Annotated in this window: 18 protein-coding genes; 6 read left to right on the top strand and 12 right to left on the bottom strand. The window is 68.8% G+C overall.

The genetic code is table 11. From position 1 onward, the window contains the following. The first annotated feature begins 40 nt into the window (after nucleotides 1-40). Nucleotides 41-2104: a UvrD-helicase domain-containing protein gene (locus tag ACUTAG_RS16565; RefSeq protein ID WP_026385150.1), complete on the top strand. Its 2064-nt coding sequence runs from the start codon at nucleotides 41-43 to the stop codon at nucleotides 2102-2104. 72 nt (nucleotides 2105-2176) lie between these two features. After that, nucleotides 2177-3004, top strand: coding sequence for an AraC family transcriptional regulator (locus ACUTAG_RS16570; RefSeq protein WP_006386774.1), 828 nt, complete (start codon nucleotides 2177-2179; stop codon nucleotides 3002-3004). A gap of 24 nt (nucleotides 3005-3028) precedes the next feature. On the opposite strand, the gene ACUTAG_RS16575 is transcribed toward ACUTAG_RS16570, so the two are convergent. Then, the gene (locus ACUTAG_RS16575) at nucleotides 3029-4084 is read right to left on the bottom strand and encodes a threonine aldolase family protein (protein WP_020925451.1); all 1056 of its coding nucleotides are present in this window, start codon (nucleotides 4082-4084) and stop codon (nucleotides 3029-3031) included. A gap of 138 nt (nucleotides 4085-4222) precedes the next feature. On the opposite strand from ACUTAG_RS16575, the gene ACUTAG_RS16580 reads away from it, so the two are divergent. After that, the gene (locus tag ACUTAG_RS16580) at nucleotides 4223-5062 is read left to right on the top strand and encodes a class II glutamine amidotransferase (protein ID WP_006386776.1); all 840 of its coding nucleotides are present in this window, start codon (nucleotides 4223-4225) and stop codon (nucleotides 5060-5062) included. Here ACUTAG_RS16580 and ACUTAG_RS16585 read toward each other — a convergent pair. Further along, nucleotides 5029-5865, bottom strand: a complete 837-nt coding sequence (locus ACUTAG_RS16585) for an SDR family NAD(P)-dependent oxidoreductase (protein ID WP_020925449.1) — start codon at nucleotides 5863-5865, stop codon at nucleotides 5029-5031. The genes ACUTAG_RS16580 and ACUTAG_RS16585 overlap by 34 nt on opposite strands. Nucleotides 5866-5993: 128 nt before the next feature. Between ACUTAG_RS16585 and ACUTAG_RS16590 the strand changes: the two genes are divergently transcribed. Further along, nucleotides 5994-6926, top strand: coding sequence for a GlxA family transcriptional regulator (locus ACUTAG_RS16590; RefSeq protein ID WP_148317696.1), 933 nt, complete (start codon nucleotides 5994-5996; stop codon nucleotides 6924-6926). 31 nt (nucleotides 6927-6957) lie between these two features. Here the strand turns inward: ACUTAG_RS16590 and dapD are convergent, their stop codons facing one another. Then, nucleotides 6958-7938, bottom strand: coding sequence for a 2,3,4,5-tetrahydropyridine-2,6-dicarboxylate N-succinyltransferase (dapD, locus tag ACUTAG_RS16595; RefSeq protein ID WP_006386779.1), 981 nt, complete (start codon nucleotides 7936-7938; stop codon nucleotides 6958-6960). A gap of 157 nt (nucleotides 7939-8095) precedes the next feature. Between dapD and ppk2 the strand changes: the two genes are divergently transcribed. Continuing rightward, nucleotides 8096-9016: a polyphosphate kinase 2 gene (gene ppk2 / locus ACUTAG_RS16600; RefSeq protein WP_148317694.1), complete on the top strand. Its 921-nt coding sequence runs from the start codon at nucleotides 8096-8098 to the stop codon at nucleotides 9014-9016. Nucleotides 9017-9100: 84 nt separating this feature from the next. On the opposite strand, the gene ACUTAG_RS16605 is transcribed toward ppk2, so the two are convergent. From ACUTAG_RS16605 to ACUTAG_RS16645, 9 genes are all read right to left on the bottom strand, one after another. Then, the gene (locus ACUTAG_RS16605) at nucleotides 9101-10231 is read right to left on the bottom strand and encodes a M20 family metallopeptidase (protein ID WP_006386781.1); all 1131 of its coding nucleotides are present in this window, start codon (nucleotides 10229-10231) and stop codon (nucleotides 9101-9103) included. Nucleotides 10232-10264: 33 nt separating this feature from the next. Beyond that, complete coding sequence (locus tag ACUTAG_RS16610) at nucleotides 10265-11170, bottom strand: prolyl oligopeptidase family serine peptidase (RefSeq protein WP_026385153.1); 906 nt, start codon at nucleotides 11168-11170, stop codon at nucleotides 10265-10267. A gap of 5 nt (nucleotides 11171-11175) precedes the next feature. Next, on the bottom strand, nucleotides 11176-12186 hold the full coding sequence (locus ACUTAG_RS16615) for an ABC transporter ATP-binding protein (RefSeq protein WP_020925445.1): 1011 nt from the start codon (nucleotides 12184-12186) through the stop codon (nucleotides 11176-11178). Then, nucleotides 12183-13166, bottom strand: a complete 984-nt coding sequence (locus ACUTAG_RS16620) for an ABC transporter ATP-binding protein (protein ID WP_006386784.1) — start codon at nucleotides 13164-13166, stop codon at nucleotides 12183-12185. Before ACUTAG_RS16620 ends, ACUTAG_RS16615 begins: the two co-directional genes overlap by 4 nt. A gap of 130 nt (nucleotides 13167-13296) precedes the next feature. Continuing rightward, a complete protein-coding gene (locus ACUTAG_RS16625) occupies nucleotides 13297-14214 on the bottom strand; it encodes an ABC transporter permease (protein WP_006386785.1) in 918 nt (305 codons plus the stop codon). A gap of 5 nt (nucleotides 14215-14219) precedes the next feature. After that, complete coding sequence (locus ACUTAG_RS16630; RefSeq protein ID WP_006392551.1) at nucleotides 14220-15197, bottom strand: ABC transporter permease; 978 nt, start codon at nucleotides 15195-15197, stop codon at nucleotides 14220-14222. Between the two features lie 50 nt (nucleotides 15198-15247). Beyond that, nucleotides 15248-16888: an ABC transporter substrate-binding protein gene (locus ACUTAG_RS16635; protein ID WP_054446289.1), complete on the bottom strand. Its 1641-nt coding sequence runs from the start codon at nucleotides 16886-16888 to the stop codon at nucleotides 15248-15250. 64 nt (nucleotides 16889-16952) lie between these two features. Further along, nucleotides 16953-17924: a succinylglutamate desuccinylase/aspartoacylase domain-containing protein gene (locus tag ACUTAG_RS16640; protein ID WP_058665390.1), complete on the bottom strand. Its 972-nt coding sequence runs from the start codon at nucleotides 17922-17924 to the stop codon at nucleotides 16953-16955. A 53-nt stretch (nucleotides 17925-17977) separates the two neighbouring features. After that, a complete protein-coding gene (locus tag ACUTAG_RS16645) occupies nucleotides 17978-19414 on the bottom strand; it encodes a M20 family metallopeptidase (protein WP_148317692.1) in 1437 nt (478 codons plus the stop codon). A 165-nt stretch (nucleotides 19415-19579) separates the two neighbouring features. Here ACUTAG_RS16645 and ACUTAG_RS16650 point away from each other — a divergent pair, with 165 nt between their 5' ends. Next, nucleotides 19580-20494: a LysR family transcriptional regulator gene (locus tag ACUTAG_RS16650; RefSeq protein ID WP_006386790.1), complete on the top strand. Its 915-nt coding sequence runs from the start codon at nucleotides 19580-19582 to the stop codon at nucleotides 20492-20494. Nucleotides 20495-20519: the final 25 nt, after the last annotated feature.

Genomic DNA, 20519 nt, shown 5'->3' on the forward strand with positions numbered 1-20519 from the left:
CGTCCGATTACTCTATGTCGTTCCCCTTTCCCCGAATCCCATGTCCGCACACGAACCCATCGGCCACGGCCTGAACCCCGCGCAGAAAGAGGCGGTGCTGTACCTGGACGGTCCCTGCCTGGTGCTGGCCGGCGCCGGCAGCGGCAAGACGCGCGTCATCACGCAGAAGATCGCCTACCTGCTGCGCGAATGCGGCTACATGGGCCGCAACGTGGTGGCGCTGACCTTCACCAACAAGGCAGCGCGCGAAATGGACGAGCGCGTCAGGACGCTGGTGGACCGCAAGCTGGGCAAGGGCCTGACCATCAGCACCTTCCACTCGCTGGGCGTGAAGCTCTTGCGCGAAGAGGCGCGCAACGCGGGTCTCAAGCCGACGTTCTCGATCCTCGACGCCGATGACGCCATGGCGATCATCCAGGAATTGCTGGCCACCACCGACAAGGGCCGCCTGCGCCATGTGCAGGGCATCATCTCGCTGTGGAAGAACGCGCTGATGGAGCCCGACGATGCCGCGCGCGAAGCCATCACGCCGGGCGACGTCGAGGCGGCCAACGTCTACCGCAGCTACGCCGCCACGCTGGCCGCCTACCAGGCGGTGGACTTCGACGACCTGATCCGCATCCCGGCCATCCTGCTGGCCAACAACGAAGAGGTGCGCACGCGCTGGCAGAACCGCGTGCGCTACCTGCTGGTCGACGAGTACCAGGACACCAACGTCTGCCAGTACCGCCTGGTGCAGCTGTTGACCGGTCCGCGCGCCATGTTCACCGCGGTGGGAGACGATGACCAGGCCATCTACGCCTGGCGCGGCGCCACCATCGAGAACCTGGCCAAGCTCACCACCGACTACCCCAATCTCAAGCTCATCAAGCTGGAGCAGAACTACCGGTCGGTGCAGCGCATCCTGGCTGCGGCCAACCAGGTGATCGAGAAGAACCCCAAGCTGTTCGAGAAGAAGCTGTGGTCGGACCTGGGCGTGGGCGAGCCGATCGTCGTTTCGGCGATGGACGGCGAGGAGCACGAGGCCGAGTCCATCGCCATGAAAATCTCGGCCTCGCGCTTCGAGCGCCAGGCGCAGTGGAAGGACTTCGCCATCCTGTATCGCGGCAACCACCAGTCGCGCATCCTGGAGCAGGCGCTGCGCAACCTGAAGATCCCGTACACGATCGCGGGCGGCCAGAGCTTTTTCGACAAGGCCGAGGTGCGCGACATCCTGGCCTATCTGCGGCTGCTGGCCAACGACGAGGACGATCCGGCCTTCATCCGCGCCGCCACCACGCCCAAGCGCGGCATCGGCCAGGCCACGCTGCAGACGCTGGGCCAGTATGCCGCCAGCCGCGAGCTGTCGCTGCTGGCGGCGGTCGACGAGACCGGGCTGGAAAGCCTGCTGGCGCCGCGCCAGCTCGAACCGCTGCGCACCTTCACCGAATTCATCCGCCGCATGCAGTGGCGCGCAGGCCGTGGCGCCACCGCCGGCGCCGATGGCGCGCCGGCCGAACCCGCCGGCGTGATCCTGGACGACCTGGTGCAGGCGATCCAGTACGAACGCCATCTGTTCGAGCTGTTCGACGAACGCCCGGCGCAGACCCGCTGGCAGAACGTGCTGGAACTGACCGGCTGGCTCAAGCGCAAGGCCGAAGAGGACAACATGTCGCTGTTCGAGCTGGTGCAGCACGTGGCGCTGGTGACCATGCTCGAGCGGGGCGAGGAAGAGGAACCGGACGCGGTCAAGATGTCGACGCTGCATGCCTCCAAGGGCCTGGAGTATCCGCACGTGTACCTGGCGGGCGTCGAAGAAGGCCTGCTGCCGCACCTGGGCAAGGACGACGAAGTCGGCGACCCGGCGCGCGCCGCCGAGAACCTGGCCACCCGCATCCAGGAAGAACGGCGGCTGATGTACGTGGGGATCACCCGCGCCCAGCGCAGCCTCAACCTGAGCTGGTGCAAGCGCCGCCGCCGCGCGCGCGAGGACCTGGTGCGCGAGCCGTCGCGTTTCATCGAGGAAATGGGCCTGGACGCCCCGGGCATCCAGGAAGACGAGGCCACCGCGGCCATGAATCCCAAGGAGCGCATGGCCATGCTCAAGGCCTTGCTGAAGAAATAGCGCCGCAATAAATTACATGACGGGAGGCGCGTCCAGGACCTATACCTGCCGCTTTGCATCATGGCGCCAACGATGAAGGACGATGTGCGTTACCAAGCGGTGTCCGGCACGCCCGGTCTGGTGCTGGGCGTGGCGCGCCTGGTCGACTTCCAGTTCGACCGGCACTACCACGTCGACTACCACGTCGGCCTGGTGACCCAGGGCGTGCAGCGCCAGACCTTCCGTGGCCGCAGCACGCTGCTCGGGCCGGGTGGTATCGCCCTGATGCCTCCCGGCGAGGTGCATGACGGTGCCGGTGTGGCCGACTATGGCCAGTCGTACACCCTGAAGACCTTCCGCATCGCGCCCGAGCTGATGCGCGATTTCATCGCCGAGGTATCGGGCGGCGCGCCGGACGAACGCTTCCTGGGCACCCTGATCGAGGATCGCGCGCTGGCGGCCCGCTTCGTGGCGCTGCATGCATCCTGGATGGCGCACGCGGCCGCCGGCCCGCTGGCGCACGAGGCCGCGTCGCTGGCATTGATGGGCGCGCTGTTCGCGCGCACCGGCACGGTGGCGCCGCAGGCGGTGCGCGGCGGCCTGTCGCTCGCGCACCAGCGGATGGTGCTGGACTACTGCCAGGGCCATCTGGGCGACAAGATCGGGCTGGAAGACCTGGCCCGGCTGTGCGGGCTGAGCCGCTACCAGTTCCTGCGCCGCTTCGCGCTGTCGGTGGGCCTGACGCCGCACGCCTGGCTGACGAGGTTGCGCCTGGAACGGGCCTGCGCCGCGCTGGCGCGCGCGCCAGCCACGATCGCGCAGGTCGCGGCCGATGTCGGCTTCTACGACCAAAGCCATTTCAATCGGGCCTTCCGCGCCGCCTATGGGGTGCCTCCCTCGGCCTACCGGCGCGCGGCTTGAGCGGGGCACAGCCCCGGGGCATTCCTACCGCGCCAGCGCCCGCAATGCCGCCAGGAAATGATCGACATCCTGCTCGCGGGTGCTGAACGAGGTGACCAGCCGCGCCACGCCCGGGCCCCAGCGGTCATGGTAGAAGCGAAAGCCCTGCGCCAGCAGGCCGTCGATGGCCGCGGCGGGCAGCTGGCAGAACAGGATGTTGGCCTGGACAGGTCCCTGCAAGGCCACGCCGGGCAGGCCGTCCATGCCGGCCGCCAACCGCGCCGCCATGGCGTTGGCCTGGCGCGCATTGTCCAGCCACAGGTCGTCCGCCAGATAGGCTTCCATCTGCGCCGACAGCAGCCGCATCTTCGAGAACAGGTGGCCGCCGCGCTTGCGCCGGTAGGCCAGTTCCGTGGCGCGCCCCGGCTCGAACAGCACGATGGCCTCGGCGCCCAGCACGCCGTTCTTGGTGGCGCCGAACGACAGCGCCGCGACGCCTGCCTTCCAGGTCATTTCCGCGGGCGTGCAGCCCAGGCTGACCAGCGCATTGGCGAAGCGCGCGCCATCCATGTGCAGGGGCAGCCCGGCGTCGCGGCAGATGGCGCCGATGGCCTGGATCTCGTCCAGCGAGTAGACGCTGCCTGTCTCGGTCGCCTGGGTGATGCTGACGCAGGCGGGCGGCATCGAATGCACGTCGCCGGCCTTGCGGTGCGCTTCATGCGCCAGCTGCCCGGGGTCGAGCTTGGAGGCGGCGCCATCGAGCAGCGCCAGGCGCGCGCCGCCGCTGTAGAACTGGGGCGCGCCGCATTCGTCGTTGGCGATGTGGCTGTGCGCATGGCACAGCACGCTGCCCCAGGGCGGCGTCAGCGCCGCCAGCGACAGCGAATTGGCGGCGGTGCCGGTGGGCACCAGCAGCACGTCGACCTCGTGCTCGAAGATCTCGGCCAGGCGGCGTTCAACGCGCAGGGTGATGTCGTCGGCGCCGTAGGCGGGGGCCTGTCCCTCATTGGCGCGCAGCAGCGCGGCCAGGATCTGGGGGCTGGCGCCGGCGGTGTTGTCGCTGGCGAAACCCTGTTGGGGCGAGGCGGCGGGGGTGTCCAATACGGGGCTCCGGTGAAGACAGGCAGGTCCTCACTATGCCCGCCGGCGCCGGGCCGGGCTTGTAGAAAATTGCGCCTCGCTCCTACACTGGGGCGGACCCGGCGAGCCCGCGCCGGGCCGGTTTTCAAGGAGCGCATCATGTGCCGCTGGCTGGCTTATACCGGGAGTCCCCTGCAAATGGAGAGCGTGCTGTTCAAGGCCACGCACTCGCTGATCGACCAGAGCCTGCATGCGCGCATGGGCGCCACCACCACCAACGGCGACGGTTTCGGCCTGGGCTGGTACGGCCGGCCGCCCGAACCGCCGTTCCGCTACCGCAGCGTGCACCCGGCCTGGAACGACCGTAATCTGCGCGAGGCCGCGCGCGCCATCCATTCGCCGCTGTTCGTGGCCCACATCCGCGCCGCCACCGACACGCCGGCGCAGGAAACCAATTGCCATCCGTTCCGCCATGGCAACTGGCTGTTCGTGCACAACGGCGTGATCCGCGACTATCCGCTGCTGCGGCGCGATCTGATGCTGATGATCGCGCCCGCGTATTTCGGTTCATTGGAGGGGTCGACCGATTCCGAGGTGATGTTCCTGCTGGCGCTGACCTTCGGCCTGGAAGAAGATCCGCTGCCGGCGCTGGCGCGCATGGTGGGGGCGGTCGAGGAAACCGGCCGGCGCCACGGCGTGGCGCGGCCGATCAACATGACGGTCTGCGCCCTGGACGGCGAGCGCCTGATCGCGGTGCGCTATTCCAGCGAGCGCGATTCGCGCACGCTGTTCCACAACACCTGCGTGCGGCACCTGCGCGAGCTTTATCCCGACGACCCGAAGGTCGCGGCGCTGGACGACGACGCCTTCCTGCTGCTGTCCGAGCCGCTGAGCGAAATGCCGGGCGCCTGGGAAGAGGTGCCCGAATCCACCGCCATCATCGCCGGCCGCGGCCGGGTGGATCACTATCCGTTCGTGCCGGTGCCGCCGGGCGCCTGAAGCCCGTAGCGCGGCGCTGGCGTGTTGCGTGACAGCTCCGGTCCCAGGGCCTGGCGCGCGGCTTCCAGGCGTTCCAGCAGGGTCGGATCGGTCAGCGAAGGAATGGTGATGAACTCACCTTGGTCCAGGCCCGCCAGGGCGCTGCGCACCATGTCGTCCGCGCTCATCACGATGGCGGCCGGCAACTCGCTGGCCGGCCTGCCTGCCAGGTCCCAGAACTCGGTGCCGGTGGCGCCGGGCAGCACCGCCTGGACGCGCAGGCCCTTGTCCGCCAGTTCGTGGCGCAGCGACTGCGAGTAGGCCAGCACATAGGCCTTGCTGGCGCCGTAGACGCCGTTCAGCAGCTCGGGGTGCAGACCGACGATCGACGCAATGTTGATGATGGTGCCGCCACCGCGCGCCACGAAGGCGGGCGCCGCGGCCATGGTCAGGTGAGTGAGGGCGCTGATGTTCAGGTCGATCATGGCCTGCATCTGGCCGGGCTCGGATTGCAGCAGCGGCGCCACCGCGCCGATGCCGGCGTTGTTCACCAGCAGGGTGAGCGTGTCGTCCTCGCGCAGCGCCTGCGCCACGCGTTGCACGCCGTCGGCCCGGGACAGGTCGGCCGGCAGCACGCGCACGTCGCGGCCGGTCTCGGCGCGCAGGCGCGCGGCCAGGGTTTCCAGGCGTTCGACGTTGCGCGCCACCAGCGTCAGGTCGTGGCCGCGCAGGGCCAGATGATGGGCGTAGCGCGCGCCGATGCCGGATGAGGCGCCAGTGACCAGGGCGCGGCCGGGAATGTTGCCAAGCGGGGTGTTGCTCATGAGATGTGCTCCGAAAAGAGGGACGGCGGGTTGTGCCGGTACGCTTGCAGAGTAGAGTCGGGATGGAATATCCTCAATGACATAGAAACGTCTTTTTCGGACATACGGCAAGAACGGACGGCGCAGCCATGAAAACCATCGCGATCCTGTTGCACCCTGGGTTCCAGCTCATGAGCCTGGCGGCCAGCGCCGTCTTCGAGATGGCCAACCGGCAGACCGGCGAGCCGGCCTATCAGGTCGTCCTGGTGTCCGAGCATGGCGGCCCCGTGGCCAGTTCGCTGGGGTTCGCGCATGACACCATCGGGCTGGGGCGACGCACCTTCGACACCTTGATCGTCGCAGGCGACAACACTGCCGAAGGCGCTTCCGACAGCCTGTTGCGCGCGCTGCGCGGCGCCAGCCGGCGGGTGCGCCGCTGCGCCTCGATGTGCACCGGCGCATTCGTGCTGGCGCAGGCCGGCCTGCTCGACGGCCGTCGCGCCACCACCCACTGGTTCTATGCGCGCCGCCTGCAACGCGAGTATCCGCGCGTCAAGGTGGACGAGGACCGCATCTTCGTGGCCGACGGCCCGATCTGGACGTCAGCGGGCATGAGCGCGGGCATCGACCTGGCGCTGGCCATGGTGGAAGCGGACCTGGGGGCGGAAATGGCGCGCGCCGTGGCGCGCAAGCTGGTGCTGACGCAACGCCGCGCGGGCGGGCAGTCGCAGTATTCGGCGTTGCTGGAGCTGGATGCCAAGTCCGACCGGGTGCAGACGGCGCTGGCCTACGCCAAGGCCAACCTGAAGGCGGAATTGTCGGTGGAGGAACTGGCCCGCGCCGCGCATTTGAGCCCGCGCCAGTTCAGCCGCGTGTTCCGCCAGGAAACGGGCCAGTCTCCGGCCAAGGCGGTGGAACACCTGCGGCTGGAAGCGGCGCAGGACATGATGCAGTCCGGCCGCCATGCCACGGAGGTGGTGGCGCGTGAAACCGGCTTTGGCGACCGCGATCGCATGCGTAAGGCGTTCCTGCGCGCGTTCGGCCAATCGCCGCAGGCGATGCGACGGCTGTTGCACGCCTGAGTGCGGGGCGCCGGCGCGGGCGCGAGGCCAGTCAGTGCCCCGTGTGCAACGCCGGGTTCAAGGTGCCCCAGGCCGCCGTGCGCACCAGCGTCTCGACCGCGCCGGTCTGCGAGTTGCGGCGGAACAGCAGCCCGTGCTGGCCGGCCAGCTCCACGGCCTTCACCACCGCGCCTTCCGGCGTCAGCACGCGCGTGCCGGCGGTGATGTAGCAGCCGGCTTCAACCACGCAGTCGTCGCCCAGCGAAATGCCGATGCCGGAGTTGGCGCCCAGCAGGCAGCGCTTGCCGATCGCCACCACCTGTTTGCCGCCACCGGACATGGTGCCCATGATGGAGGCGCCGCCGCCGATGTCGGTGCCGTCGTCGACGATGACGCCGGCGCTGATGCGGCCCTCGACCATCGACGCGCCCAGGGTGCCGGCGTTGAAGTTGCAGAAGCCTTCGTGCAGCACGGTGGTGCCGGCAGCCAGATGCGCGCCGAGCCGCACGCGGGCGGTGTCGGCGATGCGCACGCCGGCGGGCACGACGTAGTCGGTCATGCGCGGGATCTTGTCGACGCCGCGGATTTCCAGGACCTGCCCGGTGGCGCGCAGTTGCCAGCGCAGCGCCTCGACCTGGTCGACGGCGCACGGCCCGGCCGAAGTCCACGCGACGTTGGCGAGCACGTTGAACAGCCCGTCCAGGTTGACGCCATGCGGCCGGACCAGCCGATGGCTGAGCAGGTGCAGCCGCAGGTAGGCGTCATGCGCGTCGGCGGGCGGGGCGTCGAGCGAGGCGATGGCGGTGCGCACGGCGACGATGTCGACCTTGCGCCGCGTGTCGCGCCCGAGCGAGGTGGGCACGTACTCGCCCAGCGCGGCGCGGGCTTCCTCCGGCGTCAGGTGCCGGGTTCCGCCCGCCGGCGTGTGGTCGGCCAGGGACGGGCGGGGATACCAGGTGTCCAGGATGGCGCCGTCGGCGGCGATCGTGGCCAGGCCGTAGGCGATGGCGCTGCTTGCGGGGTTTTCTTGCATGGCGTGTTTTTCTGCTGGGCCTCTCTCGGCGAACATTTTAGGGCCAGTTGACCGCGGGCAGGGGCCTTGATCGCCTGTCACATTCGCCAGCCACCCTAGCGCAGATCCGGGCGCACGGCGCGTGCGCCGACGACTGAAACGACAATGGGAGGCCGCCATGGAGAATGGGCTCGAACGCGATACGGATGCGTTGCAGCGACATATGCGCCTGCAGGAAGACCTGATCGACAGCCTGGACGAAGAGCTGGAGATGGAGCTGGACGACTGGCGGGTGGGCAATGGCGCCGCCGGCGGCGACAGCTGGCACGCGCAGCGGCGGCTGTACTTTCGCGAGCTGTTGCGGCTGCAGGGCGAGTTGGTCAAGCTGCAGGATTGGGTGATGCATGGCGGCCACCGCCTGGTGGTGCTGTTCGAAGGGCGCGACGCGGCCGGCAAGGGCGGCGTCATCAAGCGCATCACGCAGCGCCTGAACCCCCGGGTGTGTCGGGTCGCCGCGCTGCCCGCGCCGACCTCGCGCGAACGCACGCAATGGTATTTCCAGCGCTATGCCGCGCACCTGCCCGCCGCCGGCGAGATCGTCCTGTTCGACCGCAGCTGGTACAACCGGGCCGGGGTGGAGCGCGTGATGGGGTTCTGCAGCGATGCCGAGTACGAGGAATTCTTCCGTTCGGTGCCCGAATTCGAGAAGATGCTGGTGCGCAGCGGGATCCAGATCATCAAGTACTGGTTCTCGGTGTCGGACAATGAACAGGAATCGCGCTTCCAGAGCCGCATCGACGATCCGCTCAAGCAATGGAAGCTCAGCCCGATGGACCTGGAAAGCCGGCGCCGCTGGGAGGCCTACACGCAGGCCAAGGAAGTCATGCTGGAGCGCTCGCACATTCCGGAATCCCCCTGGTGGGTGGTGCGCGCCGACGACAAGAAGAAGGCGCGGCTGAACTGCATCTGCCACCTGCTGGAACAGGTGCCCTACCAGTCGGTGTCGCGCGCGGACGTGGTGCTCCCCGAACGCGTCCATCACGAGGACTACCTGCGCCATCCGGTGCCCGAAGAAATGTTCGTGCCGGAGAAGTACTAGGCGGGCGCTGCCCGCGCTGCGCACCGCGCGGGCGCGTGATGCGGGCGGGCCGTGGCCACGGCCCGCCGCTTCATCGGACCGGTGTTACGCCAGTTCCTTCAGCAGCAGCTCCCAGAACTTCAGGCGCTGTTCCAGCGTCGACACCAGGATGTACTCGTTCAGCGTGTGCGCGCCGTCGCCATCGGCGCCCAGCCCGTCCAGCGTCGGAATCCCCATGGCCGAAGTGAAGTTGGCGTCGCTGCCGCCGCCGGTCATCGGCGCGTCTTCCAGCAGGAAGCCGGCGCGTTCCGCGTAGCCCTGCACCAGCGCCAGCAGCGCGGCGGCTTCCTCGGTCTTCACCATCGGTGGGCGATTCAGTTCCACGTCGATGTCCAGTTCCACGTCCGGGCCCACCGCGCACAGCTCGCGCATGCGGCGCAGCACGTCTTCGGCCGCGCCCATGTCGGGCACGCGGAAGTCCACCACGCAGCGGCACAGCGCCGGCACGGTGTTGGTCACGGTGCCGCCGGCGATGGTGCCCACGCTCACGGTGATGCCGCGCTCGTAGTCCGTCATCGCTTCCAGCGCCAGCACCTGGTGCGCCATTTCGCGGATCGCGCTGCGGCCTTTCTCGTGCTGCATGCCGGCGTGGGCCGGGCGGCCCTTGACGTTCAGGTTCAGCATGCCGGTGCCCTTGCGCGCGGTGACGCACTTGCCGCCGTTCGGGCGGGCCGGTTCGCACACCAGCGCGTACTTGGCGTTGGCGGCGAAACGTTCGATGTGCGCGCGCGATGCGTGGCTGCCAGTTTCCTCGTCGGGCACCACCAGGAAGTCCACCGGCAGTTGCGTCGCGCCGGGGCGGGCGACCCCGGCCAGGGCGGTCAGCGCCAGGTAGATGCCGGCCTTCATGTCATAGCTGCCGGGGCCGTAGAGGCGGTCGCCGTCGATGCGCACCGGGTTCTCCAGCAGCGTGCCGACCGGGTGCACCGTGTCCATGTGCGCCAGGATCAGGATGCCGGGGCGGGTGTCGCCAGCGGCGCGGTTGGTGGCGTACAGCAGCGGGCCGGTGGCGGGGCCGAGCGACGACAGTTCCACCGTCAGGCCGGCCGCGGCGGCGTAGTCGGCGATGATGCGGGCCATGGCGGCGATGCCGTCGGGGAAGTTCGAGGGCGATTCGCATTGCAGCCAGCTCTGGATGCCGGCGACGAGTTGTTCAGTGCGGGAAGTGGAGGACATGGCGATTCTGCTAGCGGGAATGAAAGGGAACGTTCAAGCAACCTGCTGGCCGGCCAGGCGCGCCAGCTCGGCGTCGCTCGGCATGCCGCCCTCGAACCACAGGCTGGCGCAGACCGCGGACATGGCGCGGCCGTCGTGGCCGATGCCGGGCACCACCTGCAGCGTCCAGTTGAACGGCACGCCGCGGCGCTCGGCTTCCTTGCGGCCGGCCTCGAAGTAGTTGTGGGCGCGGGCGAAGCGGTGCGGGCCCTGGCGCATGGCGGCCGGTTCCGACGGCAGGTTGGGGTCGTCGGTGGCGATGTCCTGGTCGCCGGCCAGGATGGTCATCGGATAGGCCAGCAGCTTGACCAGGTGGTCTTCGGTCAGGCCGACGCCGTCCATGCCTTCGGGGAAGGGGTAGTCGAATGTCGGCAGGGTGTACCAGCCGGGGTTGCCCGCGGTCACCGCCTTGAACGGCGCGTGCGACTGGCTGCTCATCAGGCGGTGCACGAACTGGCCGCCGGCCGAGTGGCCGAACAGGTAGACGTTCTCGCCATCGGTGATCTCGGCCGCGATCATGTCGCGGATCACGTTGCCGACCAGCGCATAGGTCCAGCCGTCGATGTGGCGCGGGTTGCCGCCGGCCGAGAACACGCGGCCGTTGTTGTAGCTTTCCACGCCCGGCCAGATCTCGTTGGAGAAGGTCAGCGCCACGATCAGCAGCTTGTGCTTGTCGGCGGCCTCGACCCAGAAGTCGCGGTATTCGTCGCCGTTGCGCAGCACGCCGTGCTGCACGATCACCACCGGGCGGTCCGGCGTGTAGCCGTAGGGGCGATAGGTCTGCAGCTTGAACGGGCGATCGGAATTGCGATCCTCGTCGATATAGGTGATGGCGTTGCGGCCGGCATGGCCCATTTCGATGGCGATGCGGTCCACGTTGGACATGTCAGAGGGTTTCATGGCGTTCAGGCGGTGGCTTCGTTCAGGTGGCAGGCCGACCAGTGGCCCGGAGAGATTTCCTTCAGCGTCGGCGCCTGCTCGCGGCAGCGCGGCATGGCGTGCGGGCAGCGCGGGTTGAAGGTACAGCCCGACGGCGGATTCAGCGGCGACGGGATCTCGCCCTTGATCGGCGTGAACTTGCGGCCGCGGCGCGCCACGTCCGGCACCTCGGCCATCAGGGCCTGGGTGTACGGATGGTTGGCGCGCGCGAAGATCTCGGCCGAGGTCGAGATCTCGACGATCTTGCCCAGGTACATGATAGCCACGCGATCCGAGATGTGGCGCACCACGCCCAGGTCGTGGCTGATGAAGAGGTACGTGAAACCGTGCTGCTCGCGCAGGTCCATGAACAGGTTGATCACCTGCGCCTGGATCGACACGTCCAGCGCCGCCACCGGTTCGTCGCACACCAGGAACTTGGGCGCCACCATCAGCGCGCGGGCGATGCCGATGCGCTGGCGCTGGCCGCCCGAAATCTGGTGCGGGAAGCGATCGCGGTATTCCGTGTCCAGGCCCACTTCCTTCAGGGCCTGGTCGATGCGCGCGGGAATCTCGGCCGGCGGCGCCAGCTTGTGCACCTTGAGCGATTCGCCCAGGATCTGGCGCAGGCGCTGGCGCGGATTGAGCGAGGCCTGCGGATCCTGGAAGATCATCTGCACGCCCAGCGTGTAGGCCAGCTTGTCGGCGCCGCGCAGGCGGCGGGCGTCCTGGCCCTGGTAGAGCAGGTCGCCTTCGGTCTGGCGGTGCAGGCCGGCGACGACGCGGCCCAGGGTGGACTTGCCGCAGCCGGACTCGCCCACCAGGCCGACGACTTCGCCGCGGCCGATGCGCAGGTCGACGCCGTTGACGGCATACACGGTGCGGCGGTCGATCGGGCGGCCGCCCAGGGCCAGGATGCGCTGGGCCAGGTCGGGACGCTGTTCGAAGCGCTTGTGGACGTTCCTGAGCTCGATGACGGGGGTATCGGCTTGACTCATGCTTGCTCGGCCTCGCGGGCGATCGGGACGTAACAGCGATAGCTGCGCGAACCTTCGGTGGTAACGGTGGGGGCTTGCTCGGTGCAGCGCGTGACCGCGTGCGTGCAGCGCGGCCGGAAGGCACAGCCCGACGGGCGGCCGGCCAGGCTGGGCGCCATGCCGTTGATCTGGTGCAGGCGCGCGCCCGGCGTGGTGGCGCCGGGCATCGAGTCCAGCAGGCCGCGGGTATAAGGATGGCGCGGCGCGTCCAGCACCTGTTCGACCGGGCCGCTCTCGACGATGCGGCCGGCGTACATGACCGCGACGCGGTCGGCCAGCTCGGCCACCACGCCCAGGTCGTGGGTGATCCAGATCAGCGCCGTGTTGTGCTCGCGGCAGATCTCCTGCATGCGGTACAGGATCTGGCCCTGGATGGTCACGTCCAGCGCCGTGGTCGGCTCGTCGCAGATGATCAGGTCGGGCTTGTTGAGCATGGCGATGGCGATCGCCACGCGCTGGCGCATGCCGCCCGAGAATTCGTGCGGGTAGCTCTTCAGGCGCTTTTCCGGCGACGGAATGCCGACCATGGCCAGCGCCTCGCGGCAGCGCTCCAGCGCTTCGGCGCGCGGCACGTCCTCGTGCGTCAGGATGGCCTCCATCATCTGCTCGCCGATGCGCAGCACCGGGTTGAGCGTCATCAGCGGGTCCTGGAAGATCATGGCGATGCGGTTGCCGCGCAACTGGCGCATCTGCTCTTCGGAGAGCTTGCGCAGGTCGTTGCCCTTGAACTTCACTTCGCCGTCGACGACTTCCCCGGGCGGATCGATCAGCCCCAGCAGCGAGAAGCCGGTGACCGACTTGCCCGAGCCGGACTCGCCGACCAGGCCCACGATCTCGCCGCGGCGCACGGTCAGGTCGACGCCGTCGACCGCCAGCCAGGCGCCGGCCTCGGTATGGAATGCGGTGCGCAGGCCGCGCACTTCTAGAAGCGTGTCATTCATATCATTTGTCCATTGCGCCAGCCGCCAAGCAGGCGAGAGGCCTTGCCCAATCGGGATGCCGCGGAGCCGGCTCCGCCGGTCCGCTGGCATGCCCCCTTGAGGGGGGAGCGCGAAGCGCTTCGGGGGTGGGTCATTTCCTCGGATCCAGGCTTTCGCGCAGGCGGTCGCCGACGATATTGATTGAAAGAATGAGCAACAGCAGCGCAATGCCCGGGAACAGGCTGATCCAATAGTCGCCCGACAGCAGGTACTGGAAGCCGTTGGAGATCAGCAGGCCCAGCGAGGGTTCGGTGATCGGCACGCCGACGCCCAGGAACGACAGCGTCGCTTCCAGCGCGATGGCGGTGGCGATCTGGATGGTCGCGAACACCATGACGGGGCCCAGGCAGTTGGGCAGCAGGTGGAACACCATGATGCGCCAGGCCGGGAAGCCCAGGTTGGCGGCGGCCTCGACGTATTCCTTGCGCCGTTCCTGCAGCGCGCGGCTGCGCATGATGCGGGCATAGTGGCCCCACTGCACCAGCACCAGCGCCAGGATCACCTTGTCGACTCCGCGCCCCAGCACCACCAGCAGCACCAGCGCCACCAGGATGGTCGGGAAACCCAGGATGAAGTCGACGATGCGCATCAGCACGGTGTCGACCAGGCCGCCGACGTAGGCAGCCACCAGGCCTACCGCGCCGCCCACGGCGGTGGCCAGCATCACGGCCGACAGGCCCACCATCAGGCTGATGCGCAGGCCGTACAGGATGGCGCTGAGCATGTCGCGGCCCTGGTCGTCGGTGCCGAGCCAGGCGATGCTGCCGTCCATCAGCGCCTGGCGCGGCGCCAGGCGGCCGTCCATCAGCGACAGGTTGGCCAGGTCATAGGGGTTCTGCGGCGCGAAGTAGGGCGCGAACACCACCAGCAGCACCAGGATGGCCAGCGCGATGACCGAGCCGCGCACGGTCGGGCGGGCCCGCAGTTTCTTCAGGATCGAGGCGCGCTTGGGCGTATCGGCCAGGGGCTGGACGGTACGGGTGCGGCCGGTATTGGGAGATTGAGCCATGGCGATTATTGAGCGGGGGTCACGAGCTGCACGCGCGGATCGAGCGCGGCGTACAGGATGTCCACAACCAGGTTGATGACCACGAAGATCAGGGTGACCAGCATCACGTACGCGACCACCACGGGCCGGTCGAGCTGGTAGACGCTGTCGATGAGCAGCTTGCCCATGCCGGGCCACGCGAACACGGTTTCGGTGATGGTGGAATAGGCGATCAGGCTGCCGAATTCCATGCCGATGACGGTGACCACCGGGATCAGGATGTTGCGCAGGATGTGGCGGCGCACGATGCGGCCGGGCTTGATGCCCTTGGCGCGCGCGAACTTCACGTAGTCCTGGCTGCGGGCCTCGACCACGCCTGAGGCGGTCAGGCGCAGCACCAGCGCGATGTTGGCCAGCGCCAGGTTGATGGCCGGCATGATCAGGTGCGACCAGCCGTCGGCCGTCAGGATCGACAGGCGCACGCCCAGCACCGTCACGGTGTCGCCGCGGCCGGTGGCGGGCAGCCAGCCGAGCCACACCGCGAACAGCAGGATCAGCATCATGCCCTGCCAGAAGTTGGGCAGCGAGAAGCCCAGCACCGACGAGGCCATGATGCCGCGGCCCAGGGGCTCATCGCGGTACAGGCCGGCCACCAGGCCCAGCGGAATGCCGATCACACAGGTCAGGCCGATGGCCACGATCACCAGTTCGAAGGTGGCGGGGATGCGCTGCACGATCAGCTCGATTGCCGGAATGCCGTGCACGAACGAGGTGCCCAGGTCGCCGTGCAGCGCGCGCCACAGGAACCCTGTGTATTGCTGCCACACGGGCAGGTCCAGGCCGAGGCGGGCGATCATCGCCTCGCGCGCCGCCTGGCTGGCTTCGGGGCTGACCAGCAGCTCGATCGGGTCGCCCACGGCATACACCGCGAAGAAGACCACGACCGAGACGGCCAGCAGCACGAACAGACTCTGGATCAGTCTGCGTAGGATGAAAAGGGCCACGTGATATTTCCTTGGTGGGCTCGGGGTTGCAGGCGCCGCAAACGGCGATCTTAATTGGCGGGCTTGGCCGACATGGCCAGGGTGTATTGGTCGGCGCGGCCTTCGTACGTCAGGCCCTTGCGGAATGCCCAGATGCTGCTTTCGAAATGCAGCGGAATGCTGGGCAGGTCGGCCAGCGCCAGCGTCAGGGATTCCTGCAGCAGCTTCTCACGCACCGCCGGATCGACGGTGGTCAGCGCGCGCTTGAAGACCTTGTCGAAGGCCGGATTGTCATAGCCGCCGTAGTTGCTGGTGCCCAGGCCGTGTTCCTTGTCGAAGGCGCTGACCCAGTACTGCAGGAACGACGAGGCTTCGCCGGTTTCCGACGACCAGCCGCCCATGGCGAAGCTGAACTCGCGCTTGGCGCGCTTGGGGAAGTAGACCGAGCGCGTCATGGCGTCCACGGTCGTCTTGATGCCCACGCGCGACAGGTACTGGGCCACGGCCTGCGAGATCTGCGCGTCGTTGATGTAGCGGTCGTTGGTGGACGAGATGGTCAGCTCGAAGCCGTCCGGGTAGCCGGCCTCGGCCAGCAGCTTCTTGGCGGCGGCCGGATCGTACTTCAGTTCTGGCGGCGGCTGCAGCGTGCCGAACATGCCGTCGGGCAGGAACTGGTTGGCCGGCGTGGCGGCGCCGTCCATGATGCGGGCGGCGATGGCCTTGCGGTCGATCGCCATCGAAATGGCGCGGCGCACGCGCACGTCCTGCAGCGGGTTCTTGCCGTCGGCGGCGCGCACCATCGGACTGGGGCTGCGCGCCACGTCGAACTGGAAGTACACCACCCGCACCGACGGCGTGATGACGTAGCCGAAGCCCGGCGTTTCCGAGATGCGCTTGACGTCGCGCGCGGCGGGGTTCTCGATCAGGTCGAAGTCGCCGGCCAGGAGGCCGGTCAGGCGCGGGCCGGCGGCCGGCACCGGAATCAGCCGCACGTTCGGCCAGGCCGGCTTGTCGCCCCAGTAGGCGTCGTTGCGCGCCAGCTCGATGGCGCTGCCCTTGACGTAGGACTTGAGCGTGTACGGGCCGGTGCCGATGGCGGACTTGCCGCTGTTGAAGTCGCTGATGGTGGGCCAGGGGCCGGTCACGCCGCAACCATTCTTGGGATCGAAGCGGATCGGGCCATGCTCGACGATACCGCTCCACAGCATGGCGTTGCGGGTCAGGTCGTTGGGCAGCAGCGGGTAGGGCAGGTGGGTCTTGATGACCAGCACGTTGCGGTCGCGCACGTCGATGCTGGCCAGCTTCTGCACCACGCTGGCATACGAGCCGCCGATCGATTGTTCGTTGTGCAGCGCGCGGCACAGCGTGAAGATCACGTCATCGGGCGTGAACGGCTGGCCGTTGGAGAACTTCACGCCGTCGCGCAGGGTGAATTCCCAGGTGGTGTCGTCCACCGCCTTCCAGGCGGTCGCCAGCCGCGGCACCAGGTTCATCTTGGCGTCCTGGCCGACCAGGGTCTCGAATATGTGCGAGGTCATCGCGTCGTTCGGCGTGACCTGGTGGTAGTGCGGGTCCATCGCCGTGGGTTCGGACGACAGGCCGATGCGCAGCGTCTGCGGGGCCGATTGGGCCTGGGCCATGGCGCCAGCGGCCAGGGCGGCCGCCAGCGTACAGGTCGATAACGCGCTGCGAATGAAAACGTTTGCGGACATGCTGCTTCCCTTGGTGGTTTTTTATATGAGGCGCCGCGCCATCGAGGGCGCGCCGCGCGATGCATCAGACGATGGGCTGGGCCAGCCGGACCACGGTGACGCCGGCCCGCAGGTTGGCGGTCGACGGCATGATCAGCACGCAGTCATCGTAGGGCGTGGTCACGGCCTCGCCCTCGGACCAGCCGATTACGCTGCCGGCGCGCGCCAGCGTCTCCAGGCCCTTCCAGGGCTCGGCGAAACGGAAGTCGGCGCTCTTGGCGGCGATCGCGTGGGTCACGCGCAGCGCGCGCTGGGCGCTGGCCTGGGGGGCGAACCAGGCGGCGGGCAGGTCGGCCTCGTCCACCGTGCCGGCCGCCACCAGGAAACGCGCCATCTGGTCGAGCGCCACGCCGCGCGCCTCGGGCGCGCCATGGAAGCCGCATTCGATCAGCAGCGAGCGGGTGCCGTTGTCGCCGGCCTCGCCGAAACGGCCGTAGTCGCGCATGCGCACGCCGGCGGCATGGCCGGCGTCGGCGATGATGGTGGCGGGGTTGCCCAGCGACAGGGCCAGATCGATGTTGCGCTGTTCCATGCCGGTCAGTTGCAGCGGCACGTCGGAATTGCTCATCGAGTGGAAGTCCAGCAGCCAGTCGGCCTGCGCCACCCACGGGCGCAGGGCGGCGGCGCGGCGGCGTTCCTGGCTGATGGGCTGGGCCAGCTTGTCGTCGCTCCAGACCCGGTTCATGTCTTCGTCGACGAAGCGCGCCGGCGCGTAGTTGGCCGGATCGAAGCGGTCGAACGCGGCCAGGTTGCAGAACGCCAGCGTCAGCGAACCACGGCGCGGGCGCAGGCCGGCGCCCAGCGCGTCCTTCAGGGCCCAGGCGCCGCACAGCTCGTTGCCGTGGACCAGGGCGCTGAGCATCACGCGCTTGCCCGGCACGCCGGAGTCGAAATGCCAGACGCCGGGGGTGTCCGTGTTGCCCACGCGCTCGGCCGCCAGATCCGGACAGGCGAGCAAAAAGGGACGCGGACGGGACGCGGTAGGGGACGAGGACATGGGAACTCCGATCAAGCGAGGGGGATTGTATAAGGGATGGCGCCCGAAGGCGGTCAGGTGGCGGTCAGGCGCTCGCGTTGCGCGGCCACGGCCGCGCCCTGTTCGCCCAGGTCCCAGAACAGGCCGGCCATCACCGCCGCGCCTTCGCGCGCCACGGAGGCGAGCAGGTGTTCGTCGGGGCCGTGCTGGCAACAGGCGGGATAGGAATGCGGCACCCAGATGGTGGGCAGCCCCAGCACTTCCGAGAAAGCGTCGTTGGGCACCGTGCCGCCCAGGTTGGGCAGCAGCGCCGGGGTTTTGCCGGTGGTGGCGGCCAGCGAGGCCACGGCCCAGCGCGCCCACGGATCGTCCGGGTCCAGCCGGGTGGCCGGCGTGCCGCGCCGCACGCGGACATTGACCTGCTGCAAGCCCCGCGCGTCCAGGTGCCGCCGCAGGATGCCCTCGGCCTGGCGCCAGTCGGTGCCGACCACGAAGCGCAGGTTGCAGGTGGCGCTGGCGCGTGGCGGGATCGCGCCCACCGGGTTGTCGGGGTTGCCGGTCTTGTAGGCCAGCACTTCCAGCGTGTTCCAGCCGAACAGGCGTTCGGCCAGCGACAGGCCGGGCTCGCCCCAGTCCGGGTCGACGTCGGGCGCGTCGTCGTCCTGGCCCACCTGGATGTCCGCCAGCGCCTGGCGCACCGCGGCCGGAATGGCCGGGGGGCGCAGGCCATCAACCAGCAAGCGGCCGCGCGCATCCACCAGGCTGGCCAGCGCGTGCGCCAGGATGGTGCCGGGATTGGGCAGCACGCCGCCCCAGTTGCCAGAGTGGTGGGCGTGGCCGCGCAGGTCCACCGTCAGGTCGAACAGCAGCGTGCCGCGCGACCCCAGGAACAGCGTCGGCAGGTCTGCCGCCAGCCGCGGTCCGTCGGAGGCGATGAAGACGTCCGCCGCCAGCGCTTCGCGCCAGGCGGCGCAGGCCTGGTGCAGGCCGGGCGAGCCGACTTCCTCGCCGCATTCCACCAGCATGCGCAGGTTGAAGCCCAGGCGCCCGCCGCGTTCGGCCCGCACCTGTTCCAGCGCGGTCATGTTGACGCAGTACTGTCCTTTGTTGTCGGCGGTGCCGCGGCCGTACCAGCGATCGCCCTCGGCCGTCAGGCGCCACGGCGCCAGACCGGCGCGCCACTGTTCGTCGTAGCCGCGCACCACGTCGCCGTGGGCGTACATCAGCACGGTGGGCAGGGCCGGGTCCTCGATGCGCTCGGCCAGCAGGAACGGCGGACCGCCGGCGACGGGGTTGTCCTCGACGCGCCAGACACAGCCCAGCGCTTCCAGGCGCGGCGCGATCGCCGCGCGCAGGTAGTCGTACAGCGCCTCGCGCTGGTCGGGGTTCTGGCTTTCGGTGCGATGGGCGACCAGCGTTGCCAGGTCGCGCTGCAAGGCGCCGCTCTCGGCATAGGCGGTCGCGCGGCCGACGGCCGCGGCGCGGCTGGCGCTCGGGATTGCTGCTGACACGGACTTCCCCTTTTCTGGCCGGACGCGTCAGGGGGCGTCCGGCTGGATCGTTGCGCAAATTCTAGGATCAGGGAAGCTTTCTCTACAATTAGAATATTTATCGGAAGCCTTGCAAAAAAGGCAAAGCTTCCTCCTTCATGGATTCACCCCCAACGAGGCGCGAACATGCACGGCATCGCCCTGCGGTACTTTGTCGAAGTGGCCCAGGCGGGCAGCCTGAGCGGCGCGTCCGAACGCCTGCACGTGGCGGTGTCGGCCATCAGCCGGCAGATCGCCAAGCTGGAGGAAGAGGCGGGCGCGGCCTTGTTCGAGCGCGCCGCGCGCGGCATGGTGCTGAGCGAGGCCGGCCGGCTGCTGCTGGCCCACGCGCGCCGCACATTGCTTGAATCGGACTCGGTGCTGCAGGAGATCGCCGCGCTCAAGGGCATGGCGCGCAACGAGATCCGCATGGCGGCGGTGGAGGGCGTGGCGCGCATTTTCCTGCCGTCGGCCATGGCGCGGTTCCGCCGTGATTGGCCCGATGTGCGTTTCGACCTGCACGTGGGCACGCCGGCCGACGTCGCGCGCCGCGTTGCCGAGGGCAGCGTCGAGCTGGGCATGACCTTCAACGTCGAGCGGCTCAGCGGCGTCAGCGTGCGTTATTCGCGGCGCGCGCCGGTACACGCTGTCATGGCCGCGGGCCATCCGCTGGCCGGCCGCAAAAGCGTCAGCCTGCAGGAACTGGGCCGCTACCCGCTGGCGCTGACCGGCCCGGGCACCACCACCCGGCATCTGTTCGAGATGGGCTGCCTGCTGGAGTCGGTGCAGCTTGAACCGACCTTCACCTGCAACGACTCGTCGCCGCTGCACGGCTTCGTGTTCGGGTCCGACGCCATCATGCTCAGCGGCTATATCTCGGTGGCCTGGAGCCTGAAGCGCGACGAACTGGTGGCGGTGCCGATCTCCAACGCGCAGTTGCAGTCGCGCACCTTGCAACTGCACGTCATGCAGGGCCGCCAGCTGCCGTCCAAGACGGAGGCCTTCATTGCCCTGCTGTCGCGCGAGCTGGACGTGCTGCTGGAGGACGGCCCGGGCGCCTGAGGCAAGACGTGCGCACTCTGGCAAA

The organism is Achromobacter sp. CSND-B12 (assembly GCF_052906545.1).

What these genes read in the sequence shown, in the direction of transcription:
- ACUTAG_RS16565 (WP_026385150.1), top strand. Translation starts at nt 41, where the DNA reads ATGTCCGCACACGAACCCATCGGCCACGGCCTGAACCCCGCGCAGAAA.
- ACUTAG_RS16570 (WP_006386774.1), top strand. Translation starts at nt 2,177, where the DNA reads ATGAAGGACGATGTGCGTTACCAAGCGGTGTCCGGCACGCCCGGTCTG.
- ACUTAG_RS16580 (WP_006386776.1), top strand. Translation starts at nt 4,223, where the DNA reads ATGTGCCGCTGGCTGGCTTATACCGGGAGTCCCCTGCAAATGGAGAGC.
- ACUTAG_RS16585 (WP_020925449.1), bottom strand. Translation starts at nt 5,865, where the DNA reads ATGAGCAACACCCCGCTTGGCAACATTCCCGGCCGCGCCCTGGTCACT.
- ACUTAG_RS16590 (WP_148317696.1), top strand. Translation starts at nt 5,994, where the DNA reads ATGAAAACCATCGCGATCCTGTTGCACCCTGGGTTCCAGCTCATGAGC.
- dapD (WP_006386779.1), bottom strand. Translation starts at nt 7,938, where the DNA reads ATGCAAGAAAACCCCGCAAGCAGCGCCATCGCCTACGGCCTGGCCACG.
- ppk2 (WP_148317694.1), top strand. Translation starts at nt 8,096, where the DNA reads ATGGAGAATGGGCTCGAACGCGATACGGATGCGTTGCAGCGACATATG.
- ACUTAG_RS16605 (WP_006386781.1), bottom strand. Translation starts at nt 10,231, where the DNA reads ATGTCCTCCACTTCCCGCACTGAACAACTCGTCGCCGGCATCCAGAGC.
- ACUTAG_RS16610 (WP_026385153.1), bottom strand. Translation starts at nt 11,170, where the DNA reads ATGAAACCCTCTGACATGTCCAACGTGGACCGCATCGCCATCGAAATG.
- ACUTAG_RS16615 (WP_020925445.1), bottom strand. Translation starts at nt 12,186, where the DNA reads ATGAGTCAAGCCGATACCCCCGTCATCGAGCTCAGGAACGTCCACAAG.
- ACUTAG_RS16620 (WP_006386784.1), bottom strand. Translation starts at nt 13,166, where the DNA reads ATGAATGACACGCTTCTAGAAGTGCGCGGCCTGCGCACCGCATTCCAT.
- ACUTAG_RS16625 (WP_006386785.1), bottom strand. Translation starts at nt 14,214, where the DNA reads ATGGCTCAATCTCCCAATACCGGCCGCACCCGTACCGTCCAGCCCCTG.
- ACUTAG_RS16635 (WP_054446289.1), bottom strand. Translation starts at nt 16,888, where the DNA reads ATGTCCGCAAACGTTTTCATTCGCAGCGCGTTATCGACCTGTACGCTG.
- ACUTAG_RS16640 (WP_058665390.1), bottom strand. Translation starts at nt 17,924, where the DNA reads ATGTCCTCGTCCCCTACCGCGTCCCGTCCGCGTCCCTTTTTGCTCGCC.
- ACUTAG_RS16650 (WP_006386790.1), top strand. Translation starts at nt 19,580, where the DNA reads ATGCACGGCATCGCCCTGCGGTACTTTGTCGAAGTGGCCCAGGCGGGC.